21 protein-coding genes are annotated in these 22,078 nt (G+C 47.5%); 12 read left to right on the forward strand and 9 right to left on the reverse strand.

The window, feature by feature from the left end:
- The first annotated feature begins 6 nt into the window (after nt 1-6).
- A complete protein-coding gene (locus tag ACR32F_RS10390; protein ID WP_440118626.1) occupies nt 7-639 on the forward strand; it encodes an O-methyltransferase in 633 nt (210 codons plus the stop codon).
- A gap of 204 nt (nt 640-843) precedes the next feature.
- On the opposite strand, the gene ACR32F_RS10395 is transcribed toward ACR32F_RS10390, so the two are convergent.
- A complete protein-coding gene (locus tag ACR32F_RS10395) occupies nt 844-2,055 on the reverse strand; it encodes an asparaginase (protein WP_440118628.1) in 1,212 nt (403 codons plus the stop codon).
- Between the two features lie 530 nt (nt 2,056-2,585).
- Here ACR32F_RS10395 and ACR32F_RS10400 point away from each other — a divergent pair.
- Nucleotides 2,586-3,782 carry a cytochrome P450 gene (locus ACR32F_RS10400; RefSeq protein WP_440118630.1) on the forward strand — a complete coding sequence of 399 codons (1,197 nt, stop codon included), beginning with the start codon at nt 2,586-2,588 and terminating at the stop codon, nt 3,780-3,782.
- Between the two features lie 113 nt (nt 3,783-3,895).
- Here ACR32F_RS10400 and ACR32F_RS10405 read toward each other — a convergent pair whose 3' ends face one another.
- Nucleotides 3,896-5,107 carry an MFS transporter gene (locus ACR32F_RS10405; RefSeq protein WP_440118632.1) on the reverse strand — a complete coding sequence of 404 codons (1,212 nt, stop codon included), beginning with the start codon at nt 5,105-5,107 and terminating at the stop codon, nt 3,896-3,898.
- A 203-nt stretch (nt 5,108-5,310) separates the two neighbouring features.
- Between ACR32F_RS10405 and hemE the strand changes: the two genes are divergently transcribed.
- The 6 genes from hemE (at nt 5,311) to ACR32F_RS10435 (ending at nt 11,767) form a co-directional block, all read left to right on the forward strand.
- Nucleotides 5,311-6,375 carry a uroporphyrinogen decarboxylase gene (gene hemE / locus ACR32F_RS10410; protein WP_440118634.1) on the forward strand — a complete coding sequence of 355 codons (1,065 nt, stop codon included), beginning with the start codon at nt 5,311-5,313 and terminating at the stop codon, nt 6,373-6,375.
- Complete coding sequence (gene hemH / locus ACR32F_RS10415) at nt 6,368-7,318, forward strand: ferrochelatase (RefSeq protein WP_440118636.1); 951 nt, start codon at nt 6,368-6,370, stop codon at nt 7,316-7,318. The genes hemE and hemH overlap by 8 nt, the downstream gene beginning before the upstream one ends.
- On the forward strand, nt 7,318-8,742 hold the full coding sequence (hemY, locus tag ACR32F_RS10420; RefSeq protein ID WP_440118638.1) for a protoporphyrinogen oxidase: 1,425 nt from the start codon (nt 7,318-7,320) through the stop codon (nt 8,740-8,742). Before hemH ends, hemY begins: the two co-directional genes overlap by 1 nt.
- Before the next feature lie 138 nt (nt 8,743-8,880).
- Nucleotides 8,881-10,296 (forward strand): CapA family protein, encoded by a 1,416-nt coding sequence (locus tag ACR32F_RS10425; protein ID WP_440118640.1) that lies wholly within the window; start codon nt 8,881-8,883, stop codon nt 10,294-10,296.
- 25 nt (nt 10,297-10,321) lie between these two features.
- A complete protein-coding gene (locus ACR32F_RS10430; protein WP_440118642.1) occupies nt 10,322-11,074 on the forward strand; it encodes a glycerophosphodiester phosphodiesterase in 753 nt (250 codons plus the stop codon).
- Between the two features lie 60 nt (nt 11,075-11,134).
- On the forward strand, nt 11,135-11,767 hold the full coding sequence (locus ACR32F_RS10435) for a fumarylacetoacetate hydrolase family protein (RefSeq protein ID WP_440118644.1): 633 nt from the start codon (nt 11,135-11,137) through the stop codon (nt 11,765-11,767).
- A gap of 107 nt (nt 11,768-11,874) precedes the next feature.
- Here the strand turns inward: ACR32F_RS10435 and ACR32F_RS10440 are convergent, their stop codons facing one another.
- Nucleotides 11,875-12,282, reverse strand: a complete 408-nt coding sequence (locus ACR32F_RS10440; protein ID WP_440118645.1) for a hypothetical protein — start codon at nt 12,280-12,282, stop codon at nt 11,875-11,877.
- Nucleotides 12,283-12,568: 286 nt separating this feature from the next.
- On the opposite strand from ACR32F_RS10440, the gene ACR32F_RS10445 reads away from it, so the two are divergent.
- Genes ACR32F_RS10445 through ACR32F_RS10455 form a run of 3 tightly spaced genes read left to right on the forward strand, consistent with a single transcriptional unit; the run spans nt 12,569 to nt 15,965 of the window.
- Entirely contained in the window at nt 12,569-13,378 is an 810-nt protein-coding gene (locus tag ACR32F_RS10445; protein ID WP_440118646.1) for a DUF92 domain-containing protein, read from the forward strand.
- Nucleotides 13,379-13,391: 13 nt separating this feature from the next.
- Nucleotides 13,392-13,970: a TetR/AcrR family transcriptional regulator gene (locus ACR32F_RS10450; RefSeq protein ID WP_440118647.1), complete on the forward strand. Its 579-nt coding sequence runs from the start codon at nt 13,392-13,394 to the stop codon at nt 13,968-13,970.
- 60 nt (nt 13,971-14,030) lie between these two features.
- A complete protein-coding gene (locus tag ACR32F_RS10455; protein WP_440118648.1) occupies nt 14,031-15,965 on the forward strand; it encodes an ABC-F family ATP-binding cassette domain-containing protein in 1,935 nt (644 codons plus the stop codon).
- Nucleotides 15,966-16,291: 326 nt separating this feature from the next.
- On the opposite strand, the gene ACR32F_RS10460 is transcribed toward ACR32F_RS10455, so the two are convergent.
- From ACR32F_RS10460 to ACR32F_RS10480, 5 genes are all read right to left on the reverse strand, one after another.
- On the reverse strand, nt 16,292-17,332 hold the full coding sequence (locus tag ACR32F_RS10460; RefSeq protein ID WP_440118649.1) for a M42 family metallopeptidase: 1,041 nt from the start codon (nt 17,330-17,332) through the stop codon (nt 16,292-16,294).
- Between the two features lie 115 nt (nt 17,333-17,447).
- Nucleotides 17,448-17,828 carry a LapA family protein gene (locus ACR32F_RS10465; RefSeq protein WP_440118650.1) on the reverse strand — a complete coding sequence of 127 codons (381 nt, stop codon included), beginning with the start codon at nt 17,826-17,828 and terminating at the stop codon, nt 17,448-17,450.
- 134 nt (nt 17,829-17,962) lie between these two features.
- A complete protein-coding gene (gene pepF / locus ACR32F_RS10470) occupies nt 17,963-19,753 on the reverse strand; it encodes an oligoendopeptidase F (protein WP_440118651.1) in 1,791 nt (596 codons plus the stop codon).
- A gap of 202 nt (nt 19,754-19,955) precedes the next feature.
- Nucleotides 19,956-20,141: a hypothetical protein gene (locus ACR32F_RS10475; RefSeq protein WP_440118652.1), complete on the reverse strand. Its 186-nt coding sequence runs from the start codon at nt 20,139-20,141 to the stop codon at nt 19,956-19,958.
- 3 nt (nt 20,142-20,144) lie between these two features.
- Nucleotides 20,145-20,378: a hypothetical protein gene (locus ACR32F_RS10480; RefSeq protein WP_017689395.1), complete on the reverse strand. Its 234-nt coding sequence runs from the start codon at nt 20,376-20,378 to the stop codon at nt 20,145-20,147.
- 163 nt (nt 20,379-20,541) lie between these two features.
- On the opposite strand from ACR32F_RS10480, the gene ACR32F_RS10485 reads away from it, so the two are divergent.
- Nucleotides 20,542-20,739 carry a cold shock domain-containing protein gene (locus ACR32F_RS10485; RefSeq protein WP_017689394.1) on the forward strand — a complete coding sequence of 66 codons (198 nt, stop codon included), beginning with the start codon at nt 20,542-20,544 and terminating at the stop codon, nt 20,737-20,739.
- Nucleotides 20,740-20,878: 139 nt separating this feature from the next.
- On the opposite strand, the gene ACR32F_RS10490 is transcribed toward ACR32F_RS10485, so the two are convergent.
- Nucleotides 20,879-22,054 carry an MFS transporter gene (locus ACR32F_RS10490; RefSeq protein WP_440118653.1) on the reverse strand — a complete coding sequence of 392 codons (1,176 nt, stop codon included), beginning with the start codon at nt 22,052-22,054 and terminating at the stop codon, nt 20,879-20,881.
- Nucleotides 22,055-22,078 lie beyond the last annotated feature (24 nt).

Below are 22,078 nucleotides of genomic sequence, written 5' to 3' on the forward strand. Positions count from 1 at the left end.
TTAGTGGTGAATCTGACCCCTGACGAATATGTAAATCAATTATTTCAAGAGGATGATCTTTTGCTGAAAGTGAAAGAGGCCATCCGTTCGAACGGCATGCCGGAAGTTTCGGTTGCTGCGGCGTATGGACGTCTGCTCACGTTTCTAGCCAAGACATCCAAAGCGGAAGCTGCGCTCGAAATCGGCGTGTTGGGCGGTTACAGTGGGATCTGCATTGCACGCGGCTTGCGTGAGGATGGAACCCTGACCTCGCTGGAACTGAAAGAGGAATATGCGGCAATGGCGCGTGGTCATCTGGAAGAAGGCGGTTTTGGTGAAAAGGTAGAGTACCGGATTGGTCCGGCGGCAGACAGCCTGGAGCAATTGGAACAGGAAGGTCGCACATTCGATTTCTTCTTTATTGACGCAGACAAGGAAAATTATCCGGTATATCTTGACTATGCCATCAAGCTGGCTCGGCCAGGTGCTGTCATTGTGGGTGATAACTGTTTCCTTCGTGGTCGTACGTTGAATCAGGACAAGCAGGGACCAGCAGTACTTGCCGTTCGTCGATTTAATGAACAGATGGCGAGTGATCCGCGCCTCGTTACAACGATGCTGCCGGATTATGATGGTCTGGCACTAGCCTGGGTAAAGTGAGAATACGAGCTTATCGCACATCACCTCTGATGGATCTACATTTGCGCTGTTGCAACTTGCGACGGTGTGAATGAGGTCTGACAGAGGTTTTTTTCATTTCTATAGAACAAGAGACGGTCAACACCCGAGTAACAGGGAATGAAACGTCTCTTGTTTTGCTTATTTGTTTTGCTTCTTGTATGAAATAAAGTTAGGAGTGCTTGCTTATACTTCCGGTGTTCCGTATGTTTCGAACCATTTTTTGATTGTGTCAAAATCATTACTGAAGGACAGTCCAAGCATTAACAATACACGAGCTTGTTGAGGGCTGAGGTTGTCTCCGGCAATAATACCTTTCCCTCCGCCATATACACTCCCCGAACCGGTCCGGGTTGTGGTCACGAAGATCACGCCGTCCTCAATTGCTTTGGTGCGAGCTTGTCCCATCGCTTTGGAAATGCCTCCTGCTCCAGTACCGGAGGTCACGATTCCTTTGGCACCACTGCTTACGAATCCTTCAATGGCTCCGCCGCCAGCTTCCTGATACGAGATTGCAATTTCGACTTTGGCGAGGTCTGCCTTCGTAATTTTGCTCAGGTCGAACGCTGGCTTCGCTGTGCCTTCAGGCTTCAGGGCACGTGCAGGAGCGCGGTAGATCCGAATATTAGTCTCATCAATATAACCTACAGCGCCCAGCATCGGTGTTTCAAACGTATCTGTTCGATAATCATTCGTCTTGGTCACGCCACGAGCGAGTTGGATGGTGTCATTCAACATCAGCACCGTCCCAAATGATTTGGTACGCCCGCTGCCTGCGAGTTTGATCGCGTTGTACAGATTGGCTTGCGCATCCGAGCCGATGACCGTCCACGGACGCATGGAGCCTGTGATCACGACCGGTTTGTTACTCTGGACGGTCATGTCGAGGAAATAGGCAATCTCCTCCATGGTATCTGTACCCGTGGTAACCACTACGCTGTCATATTGTGCAAGTGCCTTGTCTACGGTCTGGGACAGGTCATAGAGATCAGACATCGTATATGAGCCTGAACCTGAATTTCCGAATTGGAGTGTGCTCACATCTGCAATCTTCTGTTTGTCCGGCAAGGCGTCGACCATTTGTGCAATCGGAAGCGTACCCGCCTTGTAGTTCTGGAAGCTGGTGGCATCCTCGGATTGACCTGCAATCGTACCACCCGTTCCAATGACCAGAACATTAGGCAGAGCCGATTGTTTGAAAGTATCCGATACGGCAGGGATGGTCGTATTGCGAGCCGGAGTGGATGAGGCAGTCTGAACTGCACCTGTTGTACCACTCACTTCTACCGTAACCGCCTGAGCCGCATAGGTTCCGATTGGGGACAGGGAAAGGGTCAGTGCCGTCAAAGCAGCTGTGCTCCATACAGCCCAAGGACGAAGATTTGAAGTTTTTTTCATGAAAAGCACTCTCCTTCAGGTTAGTATCATGTGATGTTTATACAGAATATATGTATATGAGTCATATTGATTGTATTACATGTCAATTAATATAACAAACAATGAAAAAGGTAGAGTAATCGGTTACATTCATAGATAAAACGAGTATATTGTGTATTTATGAGGTTTGTTGAATAAATATTGAGAGGGTATACAGTGTGGATATCGCGGATTTAAAGATGTTCATAGGTTTAATATGTCATTTTATATAACATGTATATCGTATAACATTGATTTATATAATATTGGTTCATTGGCCCTACCAAGGTATGGAACGTTGAACAAAGGGATGTTGCAGAAAAGTCTATAGCGGAAGCGAGTAGGTCCAAAATCCAGTGCAGGTTGTCAAGATCTGACGATTTTTGTAAAGCATCCTAGGAAAAGGGGCTCAATTATAGTCAAATATTTGTAGGACGATTAACTTGAGTTTATAATATAAAGTGTAATTTTAATATGTCAATAAATATATATTACTGATTGGAGGAGAAACGATGAACCGAGCACCCAGAAAGTATGCAAATTTCATTCCGATCCGGGAACTGGAAGCAGTGGAGCTGCAATTATCACCCTTCCAGGTGTACGCTGAACTTCGTGACAACACTCCAGTCCGCTATGACAAGCATCGAGAATGCTGGGATATTTTTCGCTATGAAGATGTGCAATATGTGTTGAAGAACCCCAAACTGTTCTCTTCCGAACGTGATCGTGCTAAAGCCACCATGCTCACCACAGACCCGCCAAAACACAAGCAGTTGCGGGATCTGGTCAATCAGGCGTTTACACCAAAGGCAATTGAAGCATTGGCTCCGCGTATTCAGCAAATCGCCGATGAGTTACTGATTCCACATCTGTCAGAAGGCCGCATGCATCTTGTCAAGGATCTTGCCGCCCCCCTTCCCGTTATTGTGATCGCTGAATTGATTGGAGTCCCTGCCTCAGATCGCCAGAAGTTCAAAGACTGGTCGGATGCATTGGTGATGGGTGCACAGGATGACAGCGACGGAGCCTTTCAACAAATGATGGAAGAAAAGAAAAAGAATCAACAGGAACTGGCGAGCTATTTTACGGCCATCATGGAAGATAGACGTCAGCAGCCGAAGGATGACCTGATCTCCTTGCTGCTTGCTGCAGAGATTGAAGGGGAGAAGCTCACTTCGGAGGAAGTGATCGGATTCTGTATCTTGCTGCTTGTTGCCGGCAATGAAACCACAACCAATCTGATTGCCAACGCGGTTCGTATTCTGTCAGAACAACCAGAAATTCAGCAGCAGCTACTTGAGCATCCTGAACTTGTCCCTACTGCAGTAGAGGAAACCTTGCGGTATTATCCGCCGATTGTGGCTATTGGACGTGTTGCCAAAGAGACCGTGGAATTGAATGGACAGACGATCCAGGCCGGGGAACAGGTGATTGCCTGGGTTGGTTCGGCCAATCGGGATGCTGCCCAATTCGATCAGTCGGACAGGTTTGTGCCTGATCGCAAACCGAACAGACATATGGGTTTTGGGTTTGGAATTCATTTTTGTCTCGGTGCACCACTGGCAAGGCTGGAGGCGAGGGTTGTGCTTCAGACCATGCTTCGGCAGATGGAGAATATTCAGCTAGTGCCGGAAACCGTTTTGCAGCCGATTCAGAGTCCCTTTGTATTTGGAGTCAAAGAATACCCGATTCAATTCGTAAGCCACTAGACTCCATAAATTCATGTAGAGGTTTGAATAAAATAAATGCCAAAAGCCGCTTTCACGCCTGATGGGCACTGAAAGCGGCTTTTCTTAGGAGTCCATATAAGTTGAATCGAGCATCAGGATTCCCTGATCAATGGAGGCTTCTTGTACAGTTTGAATCGTACCCACACCATATTGAGCAGCAATAGTCCGCCAGAGACGATGAACAGTCCTTCAATGCCGATAAAGCCAGCCATAAAACCGCCAATGATGGCTCCAAGCATGTTGCCCAGTGCCAGTGTGCTTGTATTGAAACTGAAAGCACGGCTGAGCATGCTATCTGGCGTGTAGGAGCGAATAAGCGCGTTGACGCTCGGCAGCAGTCCACCCATGAACACACCCATCATGAAACGCACGATGATGAGTTGCCATACGGTCTGCACAAAGGCCTGTGGGATAAGCATGAGCCCTGTTCCTATAAGAGAGAACGTAAGTACCTTGTGTGAACCTATCCTGTCACTGAGCTTCCCGAGAATCGGGGACATAGCCATATTGGATAGTCCGGTGACTGCGCCAACAAGTCCTGCCCAGAACGCCACATTTACATCCGAAGCATGCAATTTCTGTACATACAGCGGCAAGAGTGACATGGGGCTGATCATGGCAAACTGCAACAAAAACGTTACAGCGAATAGCGCAGGCAGCTGAGGGGATTTATTCAATTCTTTCAAACCGGATAAAACAGATTGTTCCGGCAGTTTAGCCGCTTCTTTTCGGTCAAAGGTCTCCCGTACCAGGAACATCGCTAGCATGGATGCTGCAAAGATCAGTCCGCCTGTAATATAGAAGATAGGGCGGAAGCCAACCGCATCAGCTAGCAGACCGCCAATGAGCGGGCCCAGAATTGTACCGGCGACCTGGCCGGACTGACTGATCCCCATGGCGAAGCCCATGCGATCCTTCGGCGTTGTGCCCGAGATCAGGGCGACAGCTGCTGGGTTGAAGCCGGAGATCGTACCATTAAGCAGGCGCAATAAGAGAAGCTGCCACGGGTTCTGTGCAAAACCCATCAGGGCGATCACAATCGCCATCCCGAATCCGGAACGCAGGAGCATAATTTTTCGGCCGTATTTGTCGGACAACTTGCCCCACAGCGGTTGGAACAAAAATGAGGTGAGGAAATTGGCAGCAAATATAAATCCCGCCCAGATGCCGATTTCATGCTCACCAACAACGCCTAGATCCCTGGCGAGATAAAGGGATAAAAAAGGGGTAATCATGGTCATGCCCGAATTGACCAGAAATTGTCCGAACCAAAGCACAATGAGATTCACTTTCCACGTTTTCAAAGTGCTTTCACTTCCTTTCTGACCTTTTCTGTAATTTGTGAAAAAACACGATTCTTTCATTATAACATAATTGGCATATGGAGAGAGGGATGTAAGGAATGTCATAGTATTGTCAACGGAACACAACGGCATGTGGTTGTTACTGCTCTTCAAAAAGGGCATAATGATAATTATGAGTCCAAAAACTATTGGAGGCTTCTTACATGAGCTATAATGATCGTCTGATTCGGGCCAGCTTCAAACAACAGGTGGACCGTGTTCCCGTGTGGTACATGCGTCAGGCTGGACGTTATGATCCCGAATATCGCAAAATTAAGGAAAAGTATTCTTTGCTCGAAATTTGCCGTCAACCTGAGCTAGCAGCTGAAGTTACACTCATGCCGGTACGTAAAGTCGGTGTGGATGCGGCTATTTTGTATTCCGATATTATGAATCCGGTTGCGTCGCTTGGCATTGATTTTGACATTGTAAAAAATATTGGACCGGTAATAGACAATCCAATCCGGACAGCTGCTGATGTGGACCGCCTGCGTCCCATAGACGTTGAAGGAGACCTATCGCATATTCTAGAGACGATCCGCATTCTGGACAAAGAACTGGATGTACCGCTGATTACATTTGCTGGTGCGCCTTTTACCATTGCCAGTTATCTAATCGAGGGTCGACCTTCCAAAGGGTATATCCGTACAAAAACGATGATGTACAGTGAGCCTGAAGTGTGGCATAGATTGATGCAGAAACTGGGCGATATGGTTATTACATATGTTCGTGCGCATATTGCAAACGGTGGCAAGGCATTCCAGTTGTTCGACAGCTGGGTGGGAGCTCTCTCGCCAAACGACTTCAGAACATATGTGTTGCCGACGATTACCCGTATCTTTACCGAGTTATCGGATTTGAATGTACCGAAAATTTATTTCCCTGGTGTGGCCTCAGGTGAACTGCTGCCAACCTTGCATGATCTGCAGGCCGATGTCATCGGATTGGACTGGAGAGTATCCATTTCCGAGGGACGCAGACGCCTTGGTGGCAAATTTGCCGTGCAAGGCAATCTGGACCCGTATGTTCTGACAGGACCGATGGAACTGATCAAGCAGCAAGCCAAAGTGATTATTGACGAAGGAATTAAGGAGCCGGGGTATATTTTCAACCTGGGGCACGGACTATTTCCTGAAGCATCTCTTGATAAGTTGAGAGAACTAACGGCATATGTTCATGAATATTCTGCTGAAGCATTGAAGACTGGGGTGACGGTTACGAATGACTAATACTGTAGGTGTACTGGTGATGTCGTATGGCACACCCGAAAATATGGAGAGCATTGAAGCGTATTATACACATATTCGGAGAGGACGCCCGCCCGAGCCGGAACAACTGAAAGAACTGACAGACCGTTACGAAGCTATCGTTGGTGGGGTATTCCCTCTCCGAGAAAATACGGATAATCAGGTTAAGGCACTTCAGGAGACGTTGAACAGGGATGAGCGTATCGGAGAGGTTGATTTCCGTTGTTATCAGGGTCTGAAACATGCATATCCGTTTATAGAAGATGGCGTGGAACAGATGGCGAAGGACGGAATTCAGACAGCGGTAGGCATCGTGCTGGCACCGCATTTCTCCACGATGAGTGTAGGAAGTTACATTAAGCGTGCTCGTGAGAAAGCGGAAGAGTTGGGCATTCACATGTCTTTCGTTGAGAGCTATCATCTGCATCCGAAGCTCATTCAGGCTCTTTCCACCCGTGTTAGTGCCAAATTGGATGCTTTCGAGGAAGCTGGAGCGAAACGTGGGGACGTTAAAGTACTATTCAGTGCCCACAGCCTGCCAGCACGAATTGTTGAAATGGGTGACCCGTATCCGCAGCAATTGCTTGAGACTTCGGAGGTCATTGCTTCCCGGGTAGGAATCACCAACTGGCAGTTCACTTGGCAAAGTGCGGGTCGAACGGCTGAGCCATGGCTGGGTCCTGATATTCTGGACACGATCCAGGAGCTGTCCCGTGAACAGGTTGAGGATGTACTTGTAGCACCGATTGGGTTCGTCTCGGATCATCTGGAGGTACTCTATGATCTGGACATTGAAGCCAAATCGATTGCAAAAGAGATCGACATGCGACTCATGCGGATTGATTCTCTCAATAGTGACCCTCTTTACATGGAGACGTTAAGTGACGTTATTATAAGCCAGTGGCAGCAAGGAACGGTTATATAATGGAAGGCCAGAAACGTCGTGTTGTTGTTGTCGGCGGAGGTCTGACCGGCCTGAGCGCGGCATTTTATATCCGTAAGCATTACCGGGAAGCAGGTGTTGAGCCCGTTATTACTTTGGTCGAGAAAAGCTCGTCCATGGGGGGCATGATCGAGACACTGCACCGGGATGGATTCGTGATTGAGAAGGGACCAGATTCTTTCCTGGCTCGCAAAACAGCAATGATCGATTTGGCCAAAGAGCTGGAAATCGATCATGAGCTGGTAAGTCAGAATCCGGAATCGAAGAAAACGTATATCATGCAGCGTGGCAAGCTGCATCCCATGCCAGCAGGACTTGTTCTCGGTATTCCAACACAATTAAGACCATTTCTGAGAAGTGGTCTGGTATCTCCAGCGGGCAAGCTGCGGGCATTGATGGATTTTGTAATCCCGCCCCGTCGTACGAATGAGGATGAATCGCTCGGTTACATGATCGAACGCCGTCTTGGAGCGGAAGTGCTGGAAAACTTGACGGAGCCGTTGCTTGCTGGGATCTATGCAGGTGATATGCGTCGATTAAGCCTTCAGGCAACCTTCCCGCAATTCGGCGAAGTGGAGCGGGATTATGGCAGTTTGATCCGCGGAATGATGACAGGCCGCAAGCCGACGGAGACGCATACTGGCACGAAGCGGAGTGCTTTTCTGAACTTCCGTCAGGGCTTGCAGAGCCTGGTTCACGCGCTTGTGCATGAATTGCAGGATGTAGACCAGCGTCTGAATTCTGCGGTGAAATCGCTGGAAGTTCAGGATGGGGCTCAGACCAGATATCGTGTTGAGCTGGAGAATGGTGAGTGTCTTGATACGGATGATGTGGTGATTACAGTACCTACATTTGTGGCGTCGGATCTCTTGCAGCCCCATGTTGATACATCGGCCCTGGACGCAATTAACTATGTATCTGTAGCTAATGTCGTGCTTGCCTTTGAGAAAAAAGAGGTGGAGCATGTCTTTGACGGATCAGGCTTCCTGGTTCCGCGGAAAGAAGGCCGCAATATTACGGCTTGCACATGGACATCAACCAAATGGCTGCATACCAGTCCGGATGACAAGGTACTGCTCCGCTGTTATGTCGGTCGCTCCGGTGATGAACAGAACGTGGAACTCCCGGATGATGTACTGACAGATCTGGTGCTTAAAGATCTTCGGGAGACGATGGGAATTGAAGCAGTGCCGATCTTCTCCGAGATTACACGGCTTCGTAAATCCATGCCACAGTATCCCGTGGGTCATCTCCAGCACATTGCCGCCCTTCGTGAGGAACTTGGCAGCAAGCTGCCAGGTGTGTACATTGCTGGTGCTGGTTATGAAGGCGTAGGCTTGCCTGATTGCATCAGACAAGCAAAGGAAATGTCTGTTCAAGCTACACAATGGCTTGCGACGAAGTAATTTTGATGAAACCAGAGCTGTCTCGATTGTAGATATTTCCTTCTACTGGAGAGACAGCTTTTTTTACTTTGAAATCATGGAAATCCAGAATATGCCTGATATAATGATAAGTATTGCTGTGAAGAAGAGGAGTTGCCTATGTATCCCCCAAGATCGAAACGAAGTGTAAAGCAGAAGAAAGTAAAACGTGCTCGCAGACGGATCATCTGGGTTATCAATCTGTTATTGATTACAACGATTGGGCTTGTCTGCATTATTTACGCAACAGGCAACCAGCGGCAACAGGCTGATCAGGCGGTGAAGGAAACGATTGTGAATCAGGAGCCGTCTGATGTAAAGGACACCAAGGGCGGTGATCAAGTAAGCTCGCCTGAGTCAGATTTGGGGACAGACGATGCTTCAGATGCAGATGCGAAAGGTTCCGATGAACAGGCTGTAGAAGAACCGGGGAATTCAGTGGGGACCGACAAGACGGATTCAGAAGACTCCGTGACAACGGAAAAGCCGGTAACAGGAACGAAAAAACCGGCGGAATCCAATACTCCTTCCAGTACAAAGGGCAATGAAGGTACGAATAAAGGAACAGAGACGACTAAGCCATCCGATTCAGCGAAGAATATAACCATTAACTTTGTTGGAGATATTCAGTTCTCGGGTAAAGTTGCTGAGTTGCTGGATAAGAACGGTTATGATTATCCTTTTGCCAAGCTCGGCAGATTATTCAAGGATGATGACCTGACCATTGGTAACCTGGAAACACCTGTAACCCTTGGTGGTACTAGCGCAGCAGACAAAACATATGTATACAAATCTTCGCCTAAGGCGCTGGCCGCCATGGCTTCCGCCGGTTTTGATGCCGTGAATCTGGCTAATAATCATATTCTGGATCAGGGCGTGGAGGGTTTGGTGGATACGTTAACCTATCTTAAGGAATATGGTATAGCGCACACAGGAGCGGGTATGAACAGGGATGAGGCTTATGCACCTGCGTATTTGGAACGCAAAGGCATGAAGATTGCGTTGCTTGGTTTCAGCCGAGTTGTGCCGGAAACGAGCTGGAAGGCCGAAGGGAATCGGGCTGGCGTGGCTGAGGCCTATGATTCCACCGGTGCGGTCAAAGCGATTCAGGAGGCACGTAAGAAGGCAGATCTGGTCATTGTGGTCGCCCACTGGGGAGAGGAACGTGTCAGCACCCCAAATAGTGACCAGAACCGTCTGGCTCACGAGTTCGTGGATGCAGGTGCGGATCTGGTCATCGGTGGACATCCTCATGTGCTGCAAGGGCTGGAGTACTACAAAGGCAAATGGATTGCATACAGTACGGGTAATTTTATTTTCACAAAATCAACAACAGAGGAAACCTGGAAAACGGCAGTATTTCAGGCACAATGCAGTGCAGATGCAAAATGCAGCATGAAGGTTATCCCTTATGAAGCAGGGCTCGGTCAAGCGATTCCTATGCTGGATGATGCTAACAAACTTCTGCTGGAGCAAATGACGCAGCTTTCCTCTGGCATTCGATTTGATGCGAATGGGGTCGCTTCGCCTAATTGAGATCTATTTTTGAGGAGGGGATGGAATGAACAACCTTTGTGTAGCCCACCGCGGATTTTCTTCCATTGCACCAGAGAATACGATGGCTGCGTTCCTGCTTGCCATGGAACAGCCTGAGGTTCAATGGATGGAACTGGATGTACAGCTGTCGCGTGATGGTGTGCCGGTAGTTATTCATGACTTTACACTGGACCGCACGACCAATGGCAAAGGCCTGGTTCGGGATACGGATTGGGCGGATCTGCAACGGCTGGATGCCGGAGCGTGGAAAAACAAGACGTATAAAGGCGAACGGATTCCCGCTCTAAGTGAGCTACTGGATCGTTCATGTGGAAGAGTCCGATTGAACATTGAACTGAAAACGCAGGGAGACATGTATCCGGGTCTGCCTGCGGCAGTTATTCATGAAGTGAGAAAAAGGCATATGCAAAATGACGTGGTGATCACTTCCTTTGAACCGACCGCGCTGGTGGAGGTTAAGAAACTGGCCCCGGAGTTCAAAACGGGCTTAATTATTGATGCACGGCCTGGTGATCTGTTAGCGGCATTACAGCAAATGGGCTGCGATTTTCTCTCCATTGGATATACCCATGTGGACAAATCGCTGATGCGCGAGATGCGAAGTGCGGGCATTCAAGTGATGGCCTGGACGGTGGATGACAAAATCATTATGAAGCGGCTCGCGGCAGTTGACCCGGAGATTATGTTATGTACGAATCGGCCTGATGTATGGGAGGAGGCATTCCAGGAGACGAGCAGCCGATTCTTCAGACCGTAACTCCATATATGTGCAACCTTTATATGCACTAATGAATCCGATAAAGGTGGTTATTAACCCATGTTGACTAACATTCGCAATGTATACTGTGTAGGACGTAATTATAAACTTCATGCGGAAGAATTGGGTAACGCGGTTCCAGATGAACCGATGATTTTTATGAAGCCTTCTCATGCGGTTGTGCCTTTGAATGGGGAACTGATTGAACTGCCTGCGACAAAAGGTGAAGTTCATTATGAGGCTGAACTGGTTGTTCGAATCGGCCGGAGTTATGAGTCGGGGATGACTGTGGATGAATTGGTTGACGCGTATGCATTAGGTATTGATTTTACGTTACGAGACGTACAGTCGGTTATCAAGAAAAAGGGCCATCCCTGGACAGCGGCCAAAGGATTCAAAAACGCTGCACCGGTTACTGCATTCCAGACATTTCCGGGGGCTCAGGCATTGCTTGAAAAAGACTTTACTCTGACCAAAAACGGTGACGAAGTCCAGCGGGGGAATATACGTAATATGATCTTCAGCCTTCAAGAGATCGTGGATTATGTAGGTCATCATTACGGCCTTGGGCCGGGAGATGTTATTTTTACCGGAACACCTGAGGGTGTAGGTCCAACCGCAGCGGGAGATGTGCTGGAGTTGACTTGGGACGGTGTGTCCTTAGGCAAGTCCACGATTACTGCGGCAGAATAAGTTCTAGTTCTATGCATCTATAAAAAGAAGTTCGATGAAGGGGCGTGTCAGCGCTCCTTTTTGGTATGTCATTTTTTACTGCAAATTGACATGTTAGCCTATACGCATCACGCCCAGTTGTAGGAGGCATTGGCGCTCCTCGTTACCAGTTCTTCGAGTTCCTCGCTCTGTGCCGCGTGTTGCTCCAAACCAATAGATCCACTTGCCAGGCGTTCATCCAACTGTTCTTTAAGCTGACTTATTTGCAAAGTAATGACTTGGCTGAAGTCACCGCCATTTTCTCCTGCAATGGTTCTCAGTGATTTACCGACGAGTAGCTCCTGGTACAAATCTTCTTCGGACGGTTGGTTCAGGGCAGTCAGCAATTTATCCTCATTCTTGTCTTCGGCAGCCATACTGACGATGGACCATTTCGTCAAAGGAATTGGAGAGATGGCCGATTTACTCCAGGCAGTCCCAGCGAAGGACATCGTTACAACCATCGTTCCGACAATCATTACTCTTTTCATGTTCATTCGTATCATCCTCAATTCTATAGTTGAAGTACAACAGTGAATCGTAACTTGATTCTGATGTATCGTTCTGATAATAGTGTAACCGGGAAAGCTGAAGTGAAACTTAAATTTGGATAAATAAATATTCAGCCTTGGGATTGGGCAGCTTCTAAAAAGATGCTGAAACAGGTTTTTGGTGTGCTGACCCATGGATTTCGGCATTGGCATCAAACCGTGGTATAATTGAATTTCAAAAATATAATAAAACGTCATGTGAGCTTAGATGCTGTCACGTGCAGGAGAATTTATGGACTGGATTATTGGCGCTGTGTGCGCTTTTATTGTGGCGGGTGCTGCCTACTGGAAGAAGTCGCTAACCCTGTCTGGCTGCCTGGCAGCTGTGATGATGGGGACGATATATTACGGAGCTGGTAACCTGTTTTGGTTTGGCACACTATTGCTGTTCTTCATTACTTCAACGCTGCTCTCCAGGTTTCGTAAGGATCGCAAGCAGGAACTGGAGAAGTCCTATGCGAAGACGGGCAATCGTGATGTTGGACAAGTGATGGCCAATGGAGGAATGGGCATGGTTCTATGTCTGGGATACTGGATCTTTCCGCACCCAGCATGGATGTACGCCTTTATTGGTGTTATGGCTACCGTTACATCGGATACGTGGGCAACCGAATGGGGAAGTCTTAGTCGCAAGCCGCCACGCTCTGTTGTAACCTGGAAGGTTCTGACGCCAGGTACTTCGGGTGGTGTTTCATTACTCGGCACACTGGCTGCTGCCGTGGGCGGAGCATTAATTGGTGCGGGAGCGTTCTTCTTTTCCTGGATTGCCGGGTTAGAAGGGCTGAGTCTGCTCAGCTGGACATGTGTCGGCCTTGTAGGCGGATTGGCAGGTGCTTTTGCCGATTCCTATCTGGGCGCGACGGTTCAGTATATGTATCGTTGTACCGTGTGCGGCCGTGAGGTCGAGGTAAGTGAGCATTGTGGACACCGAACGGTTCGGGCGCGTGGCTGGTCATGGATGAGTAATGATCTGGTGAACGTGCTCAGTTCGGTCATCGGGGGATGTTTGGCTATCAGTTTGGGTAACATTTTGGCGTTGTAGGGAGGGAGTGCATTTGAGCACTGTGCAGGGAGACAAATCGGAGGCTATTTTGGATGCAGCATACGGTATTTTTGGCTCAAAAGGCTTCTATGAGACGAAAATGTCTGATATTGCGGACGAAGCAGGCATCGCAAAAGGCACTATTTATTTATATTTCAAAAGTAAAGAGCAATTATTTATTGCCGTATCTAAACGGGATTGCAACAGTTTTATCAGTCGTCTTGATTATGCTTTGAACTCTCGTGAAAATACAGGGGATAAGCTTGGGGCAATAGCCAAAACTCATCTTACGTATTATTATGAGCGTCGCAATCATACGAAGTTGTTTTTTATGGCACCCAATAATGATCCGGATCTGATGAAATTCATGAAAGCATTTATGAACGAATATATGAGCATGGTGTGTGAGGTGCTGAAAAGTGCAAGCGTACCTGAGCCTGTTCTGTTGGCTGAAGCCTACATCGGAATTCTGGACCGGCTGAAGATGGATATTATGCTTAATCCAGAGTTCAACGAGGAAGATCTGAACAAACGGATTTCCTTTGCAGCAGCTCTGTTTCTGGACGGTTGCCGTTCCTTTTTACAAGTATAAATGGAGTGTACCGATGCGGTGATACTGAAATTTAATTTACAGAGAAGTGGGTAACGAGCAATGAACATAATGACGGTAGAGCAAATTGCGAAAAGTTATGGCGAAAAAATATTATTCAAGGACGCTTCGTTTGGCATGGCCGATCAGGATAAGATTGGCGTCGTTGGTGTAAACGGTACCGGAAAGTCTACATTTTTGCGAGTGATTGCAGGCATGGAGCCTGCAGACGCGGGGCAGATTTCCATCGGGAATGGTGTACGTATTCAGTTCCTTGCACAGAATCCGCAGTTCAATCCGGATAACACGGTACTGCAACAAGTATTCGAAGGCGATAGCCTGGAGATGAAAACGGTGCGTGAATATACAGAAACGATGGAGTTATTAGAGCTCAATCCATCTGATCCAGCCGTGCAGGAACAATTATTACGTTTGAATCAGGAGATGGAGCAGCTCCAGATCTGGCAGATGGAAAGTGAAGCAAAGAGCATTTTGTCCAAACTGGGAATTCGTCAATTCGATGCACGGATGGGCACATTGTCTGGTGGACAGCGCAAAAGGGTAGCCCTTGCCTCTGCACTGATTCATCCCTGCGAACTGCTCATTCTGGATGAGCCGACGAACCATATTGATAATGATTCAGTAGTCTGGCTGGAACAGTATTTGCAAAAACGGCGCGGTGCGCTGCTTATGATTACGCATGATCGGTATTTCCTGGATCGTGTAGCGAATGTCATGCTGGAGCTGGATCATGGCCGCTTGTTCCGTTATGAGGCGAACTATACCCGCTTTCTGGAACTGAAGGCGGAGCGTGAAGAGCGAGAATCGTCCTCGGAACAAAAGCGAAAAAACCTTCTGCGTACAGAGCTGGCGTGGATTCGCCGTGGTGCCAAGGCGCGGACAACAAAACAAAAAGCGAGAATCGACCGCTTCGAACAGCTCAAAGATCAGCAGGGAATCAATCGTTCAGGCTCATTGGAGGTATCTGTTGGTTCTACTCGTTTGGGTAAAAAAATACTGGAGATCGAACATTTGTCCAAGTCGGCTGATGGCCGTAAACTGATAGAGGATCTGAGTTATATCGCGGTACCAGGTGACCGGGTTGGTATTGTCGGGCCGAATGGCAGCGGTAAATCAACGCTGTTGCAGATGATCTCCGGCAAGCTGGAACCGGATGCGGGTGAGGTTGTTGTTGGTCCTACCGTTAACTTGGGCTACTTCACGCAGGAGCATCAGGAGATGAATGAAACTCTGCGTGTCATTGAGTACATCAAGGAAGTAGCTGAGAATGTGAAAACGGCCGATGGCTCTCTCATTACAGCATCCCAAATGCTGGAGCGTTTTCTGTTCACTCCTGCGTCACAGTGGACTCCAATCTCCCGTCTGTCTGGTGGGGAGAAGCGCCGTCTGTACCTGTTACGTGTGTTGATGGCTGCTCCAAATGTACTGTTGCTGGATGAGCCGACGAATGATCTGGATATTCAGACACTTGCTGTACTTGAAGACTACCTGGATGACTTCCCGGGTGTTGTTTTCGTCGTATCCCATGATCGGTACTTCCTTGATCGGACAGTGGATAAAGTGTTGTCGTTTGAGGGTGATGGCGCTGTACGTGTACATGTGGGTGACTACAGTGAGTATGCGGAATGGATGCTCAAAAACGCCTCTGGGACAGCTCAGGAAAATGGAACAGGAACAGCGACCAAGGTGAAACTGGAATCTGAGGAAACTAAACCTGCTGCTTCTGCAGCTAAAGCGAAAATGAAGTTCAGCTTCAAGGAGCAACGGGAATATGAGCAGATCGATGAGAATATTGAGAAAGCTGAAGGCAATCTGGCCCGAATTAACAAAGAGATGGAAGAATCATTCAGCGATTCAGCCCGTCTGCAGGAATTAATGGCCCAGCAAGCCGAGGCGGCACGTCATCTGGACGAACTGATGGAACGCTGGACCGTTCTGAATGAACTTGCAGAGCAGATTGAGCAGAGCAAGTCTTAACCTTTTTATTAATCAATCGCCCTCTCTTCAAAAAGTGATGTGATGTCGCCTTTTGAGAGAGGGCGTTTTTTTATTTCTACAGCATATAGCTCGTTATTCGTTATATGAAACGATGGTTCGAAAGACGTACATGTGCTGAAAAATGAAATACGTAAACACACGGCAGAGTTAGAAGTTGTGGAGCGTAGGTATCGCGAGCATATTGAACGAACCTAATTAAGATATATACGAAAAAAAGGACACGTCCAACGCGCCGAAAACGGTGCTGCCGAGGTGTCCTCTCTTTCTCAAGATAGATCGTGATAATTCATGAAGAAACTCAAAATTTACTTGGTTGTAATATAGGCGGCGAGCAGTCGTGCTGTATTCATGACGGCGTCCTTATGTGTGCGCTCCATGGAATGGGAGGCATGAACCCCCGGACCAATGAGCGCGGCGCGGATATTGTTTCCTCCACGCAATGCTGCACTGCCATCTGAGCCGTATTGAGGATAGATATCAACAACATAATCCATACCTGCTTGTTTAGCCAGCTCAATCAGGCGATTGGTCATGTCATAGTCATAGGGGCCGGACGAATCCTTGGCACAGATGGATACATCGGTTTCTTTACAACTGAGGTCGTCGCCCATTGCGCCCATGTCTACAGCGATCATTTCGCTGATTTCTGAAGGGATATAGGATGCACCATGTCCAACTTCCTCGTAGTTTGAGATGAGTAGCGAAACGTTATGTAGTGGTTTCCAGCCTTCACGATATGCAGATTCGAGTATGCCAAACAGAGCTGCTACACTGGCTTTATCATCGAGATGACGGGATTTGATATAACCGCTGGGCGTAATGACTGCACGAGCGTCGAAGGAGATGAAGTCACCCACACAAATTCCGAGTTCCAGTACAGCTTCCTTAGAAGAGACCACTTCATCAATGCGAACTTCCATATGGCTTTCTGTACGTTCAAACGTGCGTGCATCCGGGTAGACGTGCACAGAAGGATGAAGGGAGAGAATGGTGCCTGTGTAAGTCTTTCCATTACGGGTATGGATGGTACAATATTCATTCTCAATACTTTGCATGGAAAATCCACCGACAGAAGTCAGTTTCAATGTACCATAAGGTGTGATGGAGCGTACCATGGCGCCCAACGTGTCGACATGTGCGCTCAATGCGATCGTCTTGGACGTATCCTGGCCGGGCAAAGTGAGCACTGCGCCACCCTTGTTGTTTAATTCACAAGCAATATTAAGCGATTCCGCTTCTTTGCGGATCATCTCGATAATGTGGTGTGTGTAGCCGCTAGGACTGGGAGTATCCAGTAATTTTTTCAGAAAAGACAGGACATATGATTCATCAATAGTAACACTCATATAAAATTTCCTCCTCGTTAAAGAATGCGCAGAAAGGTGTTCTGCAAACAGAATACAGCCTGTCTGGCGGAATGTACAATGCCATTCATAATCGCCAGCAGGCTGCCTGTAATTGTTACAACGTACCTGTAGGGTTTTCTTTATTCTGACTCTGAATGGAATCCTTGCCAACAGAATGGTCCGAATCTGTTGTTCCCAAAGGTCCCATCGTGTTGAAAGAGTCTAGCGAAGAGTTGCTCGCCGTCGAGCTTTCCAATTCAGTTACACGCAATTTCAATTGCTTGTTCTCACGTTGTAGTCGATATTGGCGGAAGATGCCATAAGACCCCACTATAATTCCACCGATCAGTGTACATCCCAGAATTAGCAGAATCAGCGGGATACGAACCGTGTTGAATAACAGGTTAACTTGCACGGAATCCACATTAATTACAGCAAAAATTCCAGTGAGCAGTGCAAAAACGAGACCTGCTATGAGCGCCCATTGCATTTTCATGGTGTTACCTCCTTGTTGAAAATTCAGGACTATGTATGCATTACCCCGATTCGGGTATCCTGCATCTCGCTTGATTATAAAATCCCTTGCCCAAATGGGCAAGGGATGCAGGTCACATGTTACGTAAAGCAACCTTATTTAGTTAGTTGTTCCATTTGTTCAATCAGTTCTTTGAAGACACTCATGGCTTCACGAATGGGCTCTGGCGTAGACATATCCACTCCTGCTTTTTTCAGGATGTTGATGGAATAGTCGCTGCCACCACTTTTGAGGAAGCCAAGATAGCGGTCAACAGCAGGCTGACCTTCTTCCAAGATTTGCTTGGAGAAGCTGGTTGCTGCCGAGAAGCCCGTCGCGTATTTGTAGACATAGAAACTGTTATAGAAGTGGGGGATACGTGCCCATTCCATCTCAATATCTTTGTCCACAACCATACTGTCCCCATGGTATTTGACGTTCAAGTCATAGTAGATCTCGGATAACAGTTGTGGAGTTAATGCCTCGCCCTGCTCCGCACGTTCGTGAATGATTTTCTCAAATTCAGCGAACATGGTCTGACGGAATACAGTGGTACGGAACTGATCTGCATAGTATGTCAGCAGGTACAGCTTTTCCTTAGGATCTGTTGATTTGTTGAGCAGATAATCCATCAGTAACGCTTCATTGGTTGTGGATGCAACTTCAGCCAGGAAGATGGTGTATTGTGCATCGCGATACGGAAGCGAAGTGTCCGAATAATGGGAATGCAGGGCGTGGCCCATCTCATGCGCCAGTGTAAACATGCTGTTCAGATTATCTTTGTGATTCAGCAAGACGTAAGGGTGCGTACCGTAAGCTCCCCAGCTGTATGCGCCTGAACGCTTATTCTCATTTTCGTATACATCAATCCAGCGGTCATCATAACCGGCCTGTAGGGCATCAGCGTAATCCTTACCCAGCGGTTGCAAGCCATCTTTAACCATCTGTTTGGCTTCCTCATAGGTGATATCCATTTTATATTCATCCACGAGTGGGGCAAAGAGATCATACATATGCAATTGATCTACGCCGAGCAATTTCTTGCGCAGGTCCATGTAACGATGCAAAAGGGGAAGGCTCTCATGAATGGTATCCACAAGATTCGTATAGACATCTTTCGGGATGTTATCCCCATAAAGAGACATTTCCATAACGGAAGGATACTTCCGAACATTGGCATAGAACATGTTTTTGGTTACGTTGGCATTCAAGGAAGCAGCGATGGTATTCTTTTGTTTGGCATATGTTTCGTATACTGCTTTGAAGGCGCGTTCGCGAACTTCACGATTTGGATTTTCCAGAAACTGAATGTAGCTGCCATGTGTCAGTTCCACTTCTTTGCCGTTTTCATCCTTAATTCTGGGGAACTTGAGATCGGCATTATTCAGCATGCTAAAGATAGTCTGTGGCGCCTGTGACAGGTTGCCCACCTGTGCTAATAGTGCTTCCTCTGCATGGCTCAGAACATGCGCTTTTTCTCGTTTCATCTCTTCCAGAGTGAACTTGTAGGCTGAAAGTTTCTCGTTTGAAATGAGGGCATCCAACTGATCATCCGGGAGGGATAGAATCTCGGGTGTGACATAAGAAAGGGCTTCACCGACCCGTACGCCGAGCTTTTGCGCTTTTTGGGACAGGTTTTGATATGTAGGATTAGCTGTGTCTTCATCTTGATGCATGCGGGCATAAACAAAGAGGCGTTCCGTTTTGAGACTAATCTCATCTTCGAGTTCAAAGCAGGACTTGAGTGCCTCAGGCTTGTTCAGTTTTCCCTGAAATTCGGAGGCTTTCTTGGTCAAAGACGATACTTCTTCATATTCCTGATCCCAGGCTTTCTGATCGGCAAATAAATCTTCCAGTTTCCAGCTGTGTTCAGTTGGCACCTCGGAACGTTTCAATAGTTGACTCATGGGAATCCTCCTTTGATGAAGTGATGAAAATATAGACGAAGCAGCCCTCGTCCCGCTCGCTTGTGCGGAGAGAGACGAAGGAATCAGGCTAAGTACCAGCAAAATGGCCAGTGATTTGCGGTATTTCAAACGGCCTTCCTCCTTACTATTACGAATAATCCCGTATAGTATGGCCTGGAGCGCGTTGAAATATTTGACTAAGCTAGGCTCCCATGTTGTACAGGAAGTAAACGATTAGGAAAAACGCAAAACAAATCAGCAGGGTAGCTGTAAGAGCCATTCCACGTCTCAGACGATCCGGGATGGAATTACGTCCCAGAATTAGAATAACTCCCATAGAGAAGACAAGAATAATAAAAATGACGACATTGGTTCCGTCAAGCTGCATGGGTTAGACCCCTTTGAAGGCGGCCATCAGTTGACGCCATTCATCCTCACGATTCTCAAAATCGGCTTTTGGGAAGCGGCGCTCGGCCCAGTGCATCAATGCAGGGCGGCTAAGGAAGGTATGGCATTCTTCGCCCCATTCTTCCGAAATTTCACGAAGGACAAGATATTTGCCTTGAACTTCTACAGTCATCATATTCCACTTGTCTGTTTTGTATATTTCATGTTTTTTTATCATAGGTAGTCTCCAAACTAACGGTTTTGGTAAAATGATACCGTACCCTACGATTCAAAGCAAATTTTTTCGAATTTTATTGAAAAGATAAATTGCAAAGAGGAAGGTCATACCGTATAATTAAGGTATTCGCCATAGATGGCGATATTTTTAGGAGGTTTTTCATTTGAAAGGTACAGTTAAATGGTTTAACGCAGAAAAAGGCTATGGCTTTATTTCAGTTGAAGGCGGCGAGGACGTATTCGTACATTTCTCCGCAATCCAAGGAGACGGCTTCAAAACATTGGAAGAAGGTCAAGCGGTAGAATTCGAAATCACTGATGGAAACCGTGGTCCTCAAGCAGCTAACGTAAACAAATTGTAAGAATATTTCCGGTTACCGGATGTCTTATAAATAAATGATTGGCTTTTGCTGAATATAAGAACACAAGCACAGTTCCCTTTGTGGGATGCTGTGCTTTTTTTGATTTGATAAGTTCAGAAGGGGCGAGGTTTCTCTACGTTTAGGACAAGCGGTTATTCAAACTACTGGACATAAGCTTTAAGGCAAATCCAATCAGTGCCGCCAGAGAGAAAGCCATCGCAGTGAGATAGAAGGTGTGTCTGCCTGCATGTTCCAGTAACAATCCACCCAATGTTCCGCTGAGCAGGCCTGAGGCGCTGGACCATACAATGGTGAACAGAGCCATTCCTGTAGCGCGGTAACCATCGGGAACAAGACGAGTGATATAGCGGACTGCCGTAACATAGAAAATGCCGAACGTAACACTGTGCATCGTCTGAATGGCAACAACGGCTGCGGGTGTATCCGAGATGGACATCAGAAGTAAACGAACGGTATACATCAGGGCAGCGAAGGTAAGCAGCGGAAGCTCCTTGTAACGATTTCCATACCTGCTAAGCAGCAGAAACACTGGAATTTCACTTGCGGAAGAGATCAGCAGAGACCAGCCGATCAGCCCCTCACTGGCACCCAGTTCTTTCAGGGTAATGGTGAGAAAAGCTTCGTTCATTCTGTGGCCCAGGGCAAGCAGGAAGACACATCCAAAAAAGGTGAGCACATCCCGACGTTTTAATATCGCCCAGAGCCCTGACAGATCCATTTTACTGCTGTTGCCAGAAGGCTGGTCCTGCAACCGGAAACTGATGAGCAGTGTGGTAGCAGCCAGTCCGATACAGAGCCATATCGTCCATCCCGGACCAAAAGCTCCAAGAAAATACCCAATGCTCAGCGCAAAGAAAGCATACCCTATCGATCCGAAGACTCGGATAGAAGTGAAATTTCGGCCATACTTGCTGGCCGTTGTAATTGCCATCGTATCTGCCAGTGGATACACCGGATAATAGAAAAAATAAAATAGAGTCACCAGCACAAATACCTGACCAAATGTCGTGGCATTGGCTAGCATTATTCCTGTGATTAGTTGCCCGGCAAGCAAGATGATCATGACTTTGCGTACCGTTTTGTATCGATCGCTGGCCATGCTCCAGAACATGTTCGAGAACACGGATACCAGAGGACCGATGCCGTACAGATAACCAATCTCAGCCCGACTAAATCCAAGGTGGCTGAAGAAAAGCTGGAAATAGGATACCACCAGTACGGTGGAACCAAAGATGGTGAACATCAATGCCCGCAGCCAGGTCTGATCTGGCCGGGCGGTGTGACTTAATTTCATGATGAGAAGCTCCATTCTTAATAA

Source organism: Paenibacillus hebaui (genome assembly GCF_051934385.1).
Taxonomy (GTDB): Bacteria; Bacillota; Bacilli; order Paenibacillales; family Paenibacillaceae; genus Paenibacillus.

Bases quoted from the DNA above. Each gene is read 5' to 3' on its own strand.
- ACR32F_RS10395 (WP_440118628.1), bottom strand. From the start codon at position 2,055: ATGAAAAAAACTTCAAATCTTCGTCCTTGGGCTGTATGGAGCACAGCT.
- ACR32F_RS10400 (WP_440118630.1), top strand. From the start codon at position 2,586: ATGAACCGAGCACCCAGAAAGTATGCAAATTTCATTCCGATCCGGGAA.
- hemE (WP_440118634.1), top strand. From the start codon at position 5,311: ATGAGCTATAATGATCGTCTGATTCGGGCCAGCTTCAAACAACAGGTG.
- hemH (WP_440118636.1), top strand. From the start codon at position 6,368: ATGACTAATACTGTAGGTGTACTGGTGATGTCGTATGGCACACCCGAA.
- hemY (WP_440118638.1), top strand. From the start codon at position 7,318: ATGGAAGGCCAGAAACGTCGTGTTGTTGTTGTCGGCGGAGGTCTGACC.
- ACR32F_RS10425 (WP_440118640.1), top strand. From the start codon at position 8,881: ATGTATCCCCCAAGATCGAAACGAAGTGTAAAGCAGAAGAAAGTAAAA.
- ACR32F_RS10430 (WP_440118642.1), top strand. From the start codon at position 10,322: ATGAACAACCTTTGTGTAGCCCACCGCGGATTTTCTTCCATTGCACCA.
- ACR32F_RS10435 (WP_440118644.1), top strand. From the start codon at position 11,135: ATGTTGACTAACATTCGCAATGTATACTGTGTAGGACGTAATTATAAA.
- ACR32F_RS10440 (WP_440118645.1), bottom strand. From the start codon at position 12,282: ATGAACATGAAAAGAGTAATGATTGTCGGAACGATGGTTGTAACGATG.
- ACR32F_RS10445 (WP_440118646.1), top strand. From the start codon at position 12,569: ATGGACTGGATTATTGGCGCTGTGTGCGCTTTTATTGTGGCGGGTGCT.
- ACR32F_RS10455 (WP_440118648.1), top strand. From the start codon at position 14,031: ATGAACATAATGACGGTAGAGCAAATTGCGAAAAGTTATGGCGAAAAA.
- ACR32F_RS10460 (WP_440118649.1), bottom strand. From the start codon at position 17,332: ATGAGTGTTACTATTGATGAATCATATGTCCTGTCTTTTCTGAAAAAA.
- ACR32F_RS10465 (WP_440118650.1), bottom strand. From the start codon at position 17,828: ATGAAAATGCAATGGGCGCTCATAGCAGGTCTCGTTTTTGCACTGCTC.
- pepF (WP_440118651.1), bottom strand. From the start codon at position 19,753: ATGAGTCAACTATTGAAACGTTCCGAGGTGCCAACTGAACACAGCTGG.
- ACR32F_RS10475 (WP_440118652.1), bottom strand. From the start codon at position 20,141: ATGCAGCTTGACGGAACCAATGTCGTCATTTTTATTATTCTTGTCTTC.
- ACR32F_RS10480 (WP_017689395.1), bottom strand. From the start codon at position 20,378: ATGATAAAAAAACATGAAATATACAAAACAGACAAGTGGAATATGATG.
- ACR32F_RS10490 (WP_440118653.1), bottom strand. From the start codon at position 22,054: ATGAAATTAAGTCACACCGCCCGGCCAGATCAGACCTGGCTGCGGGCA.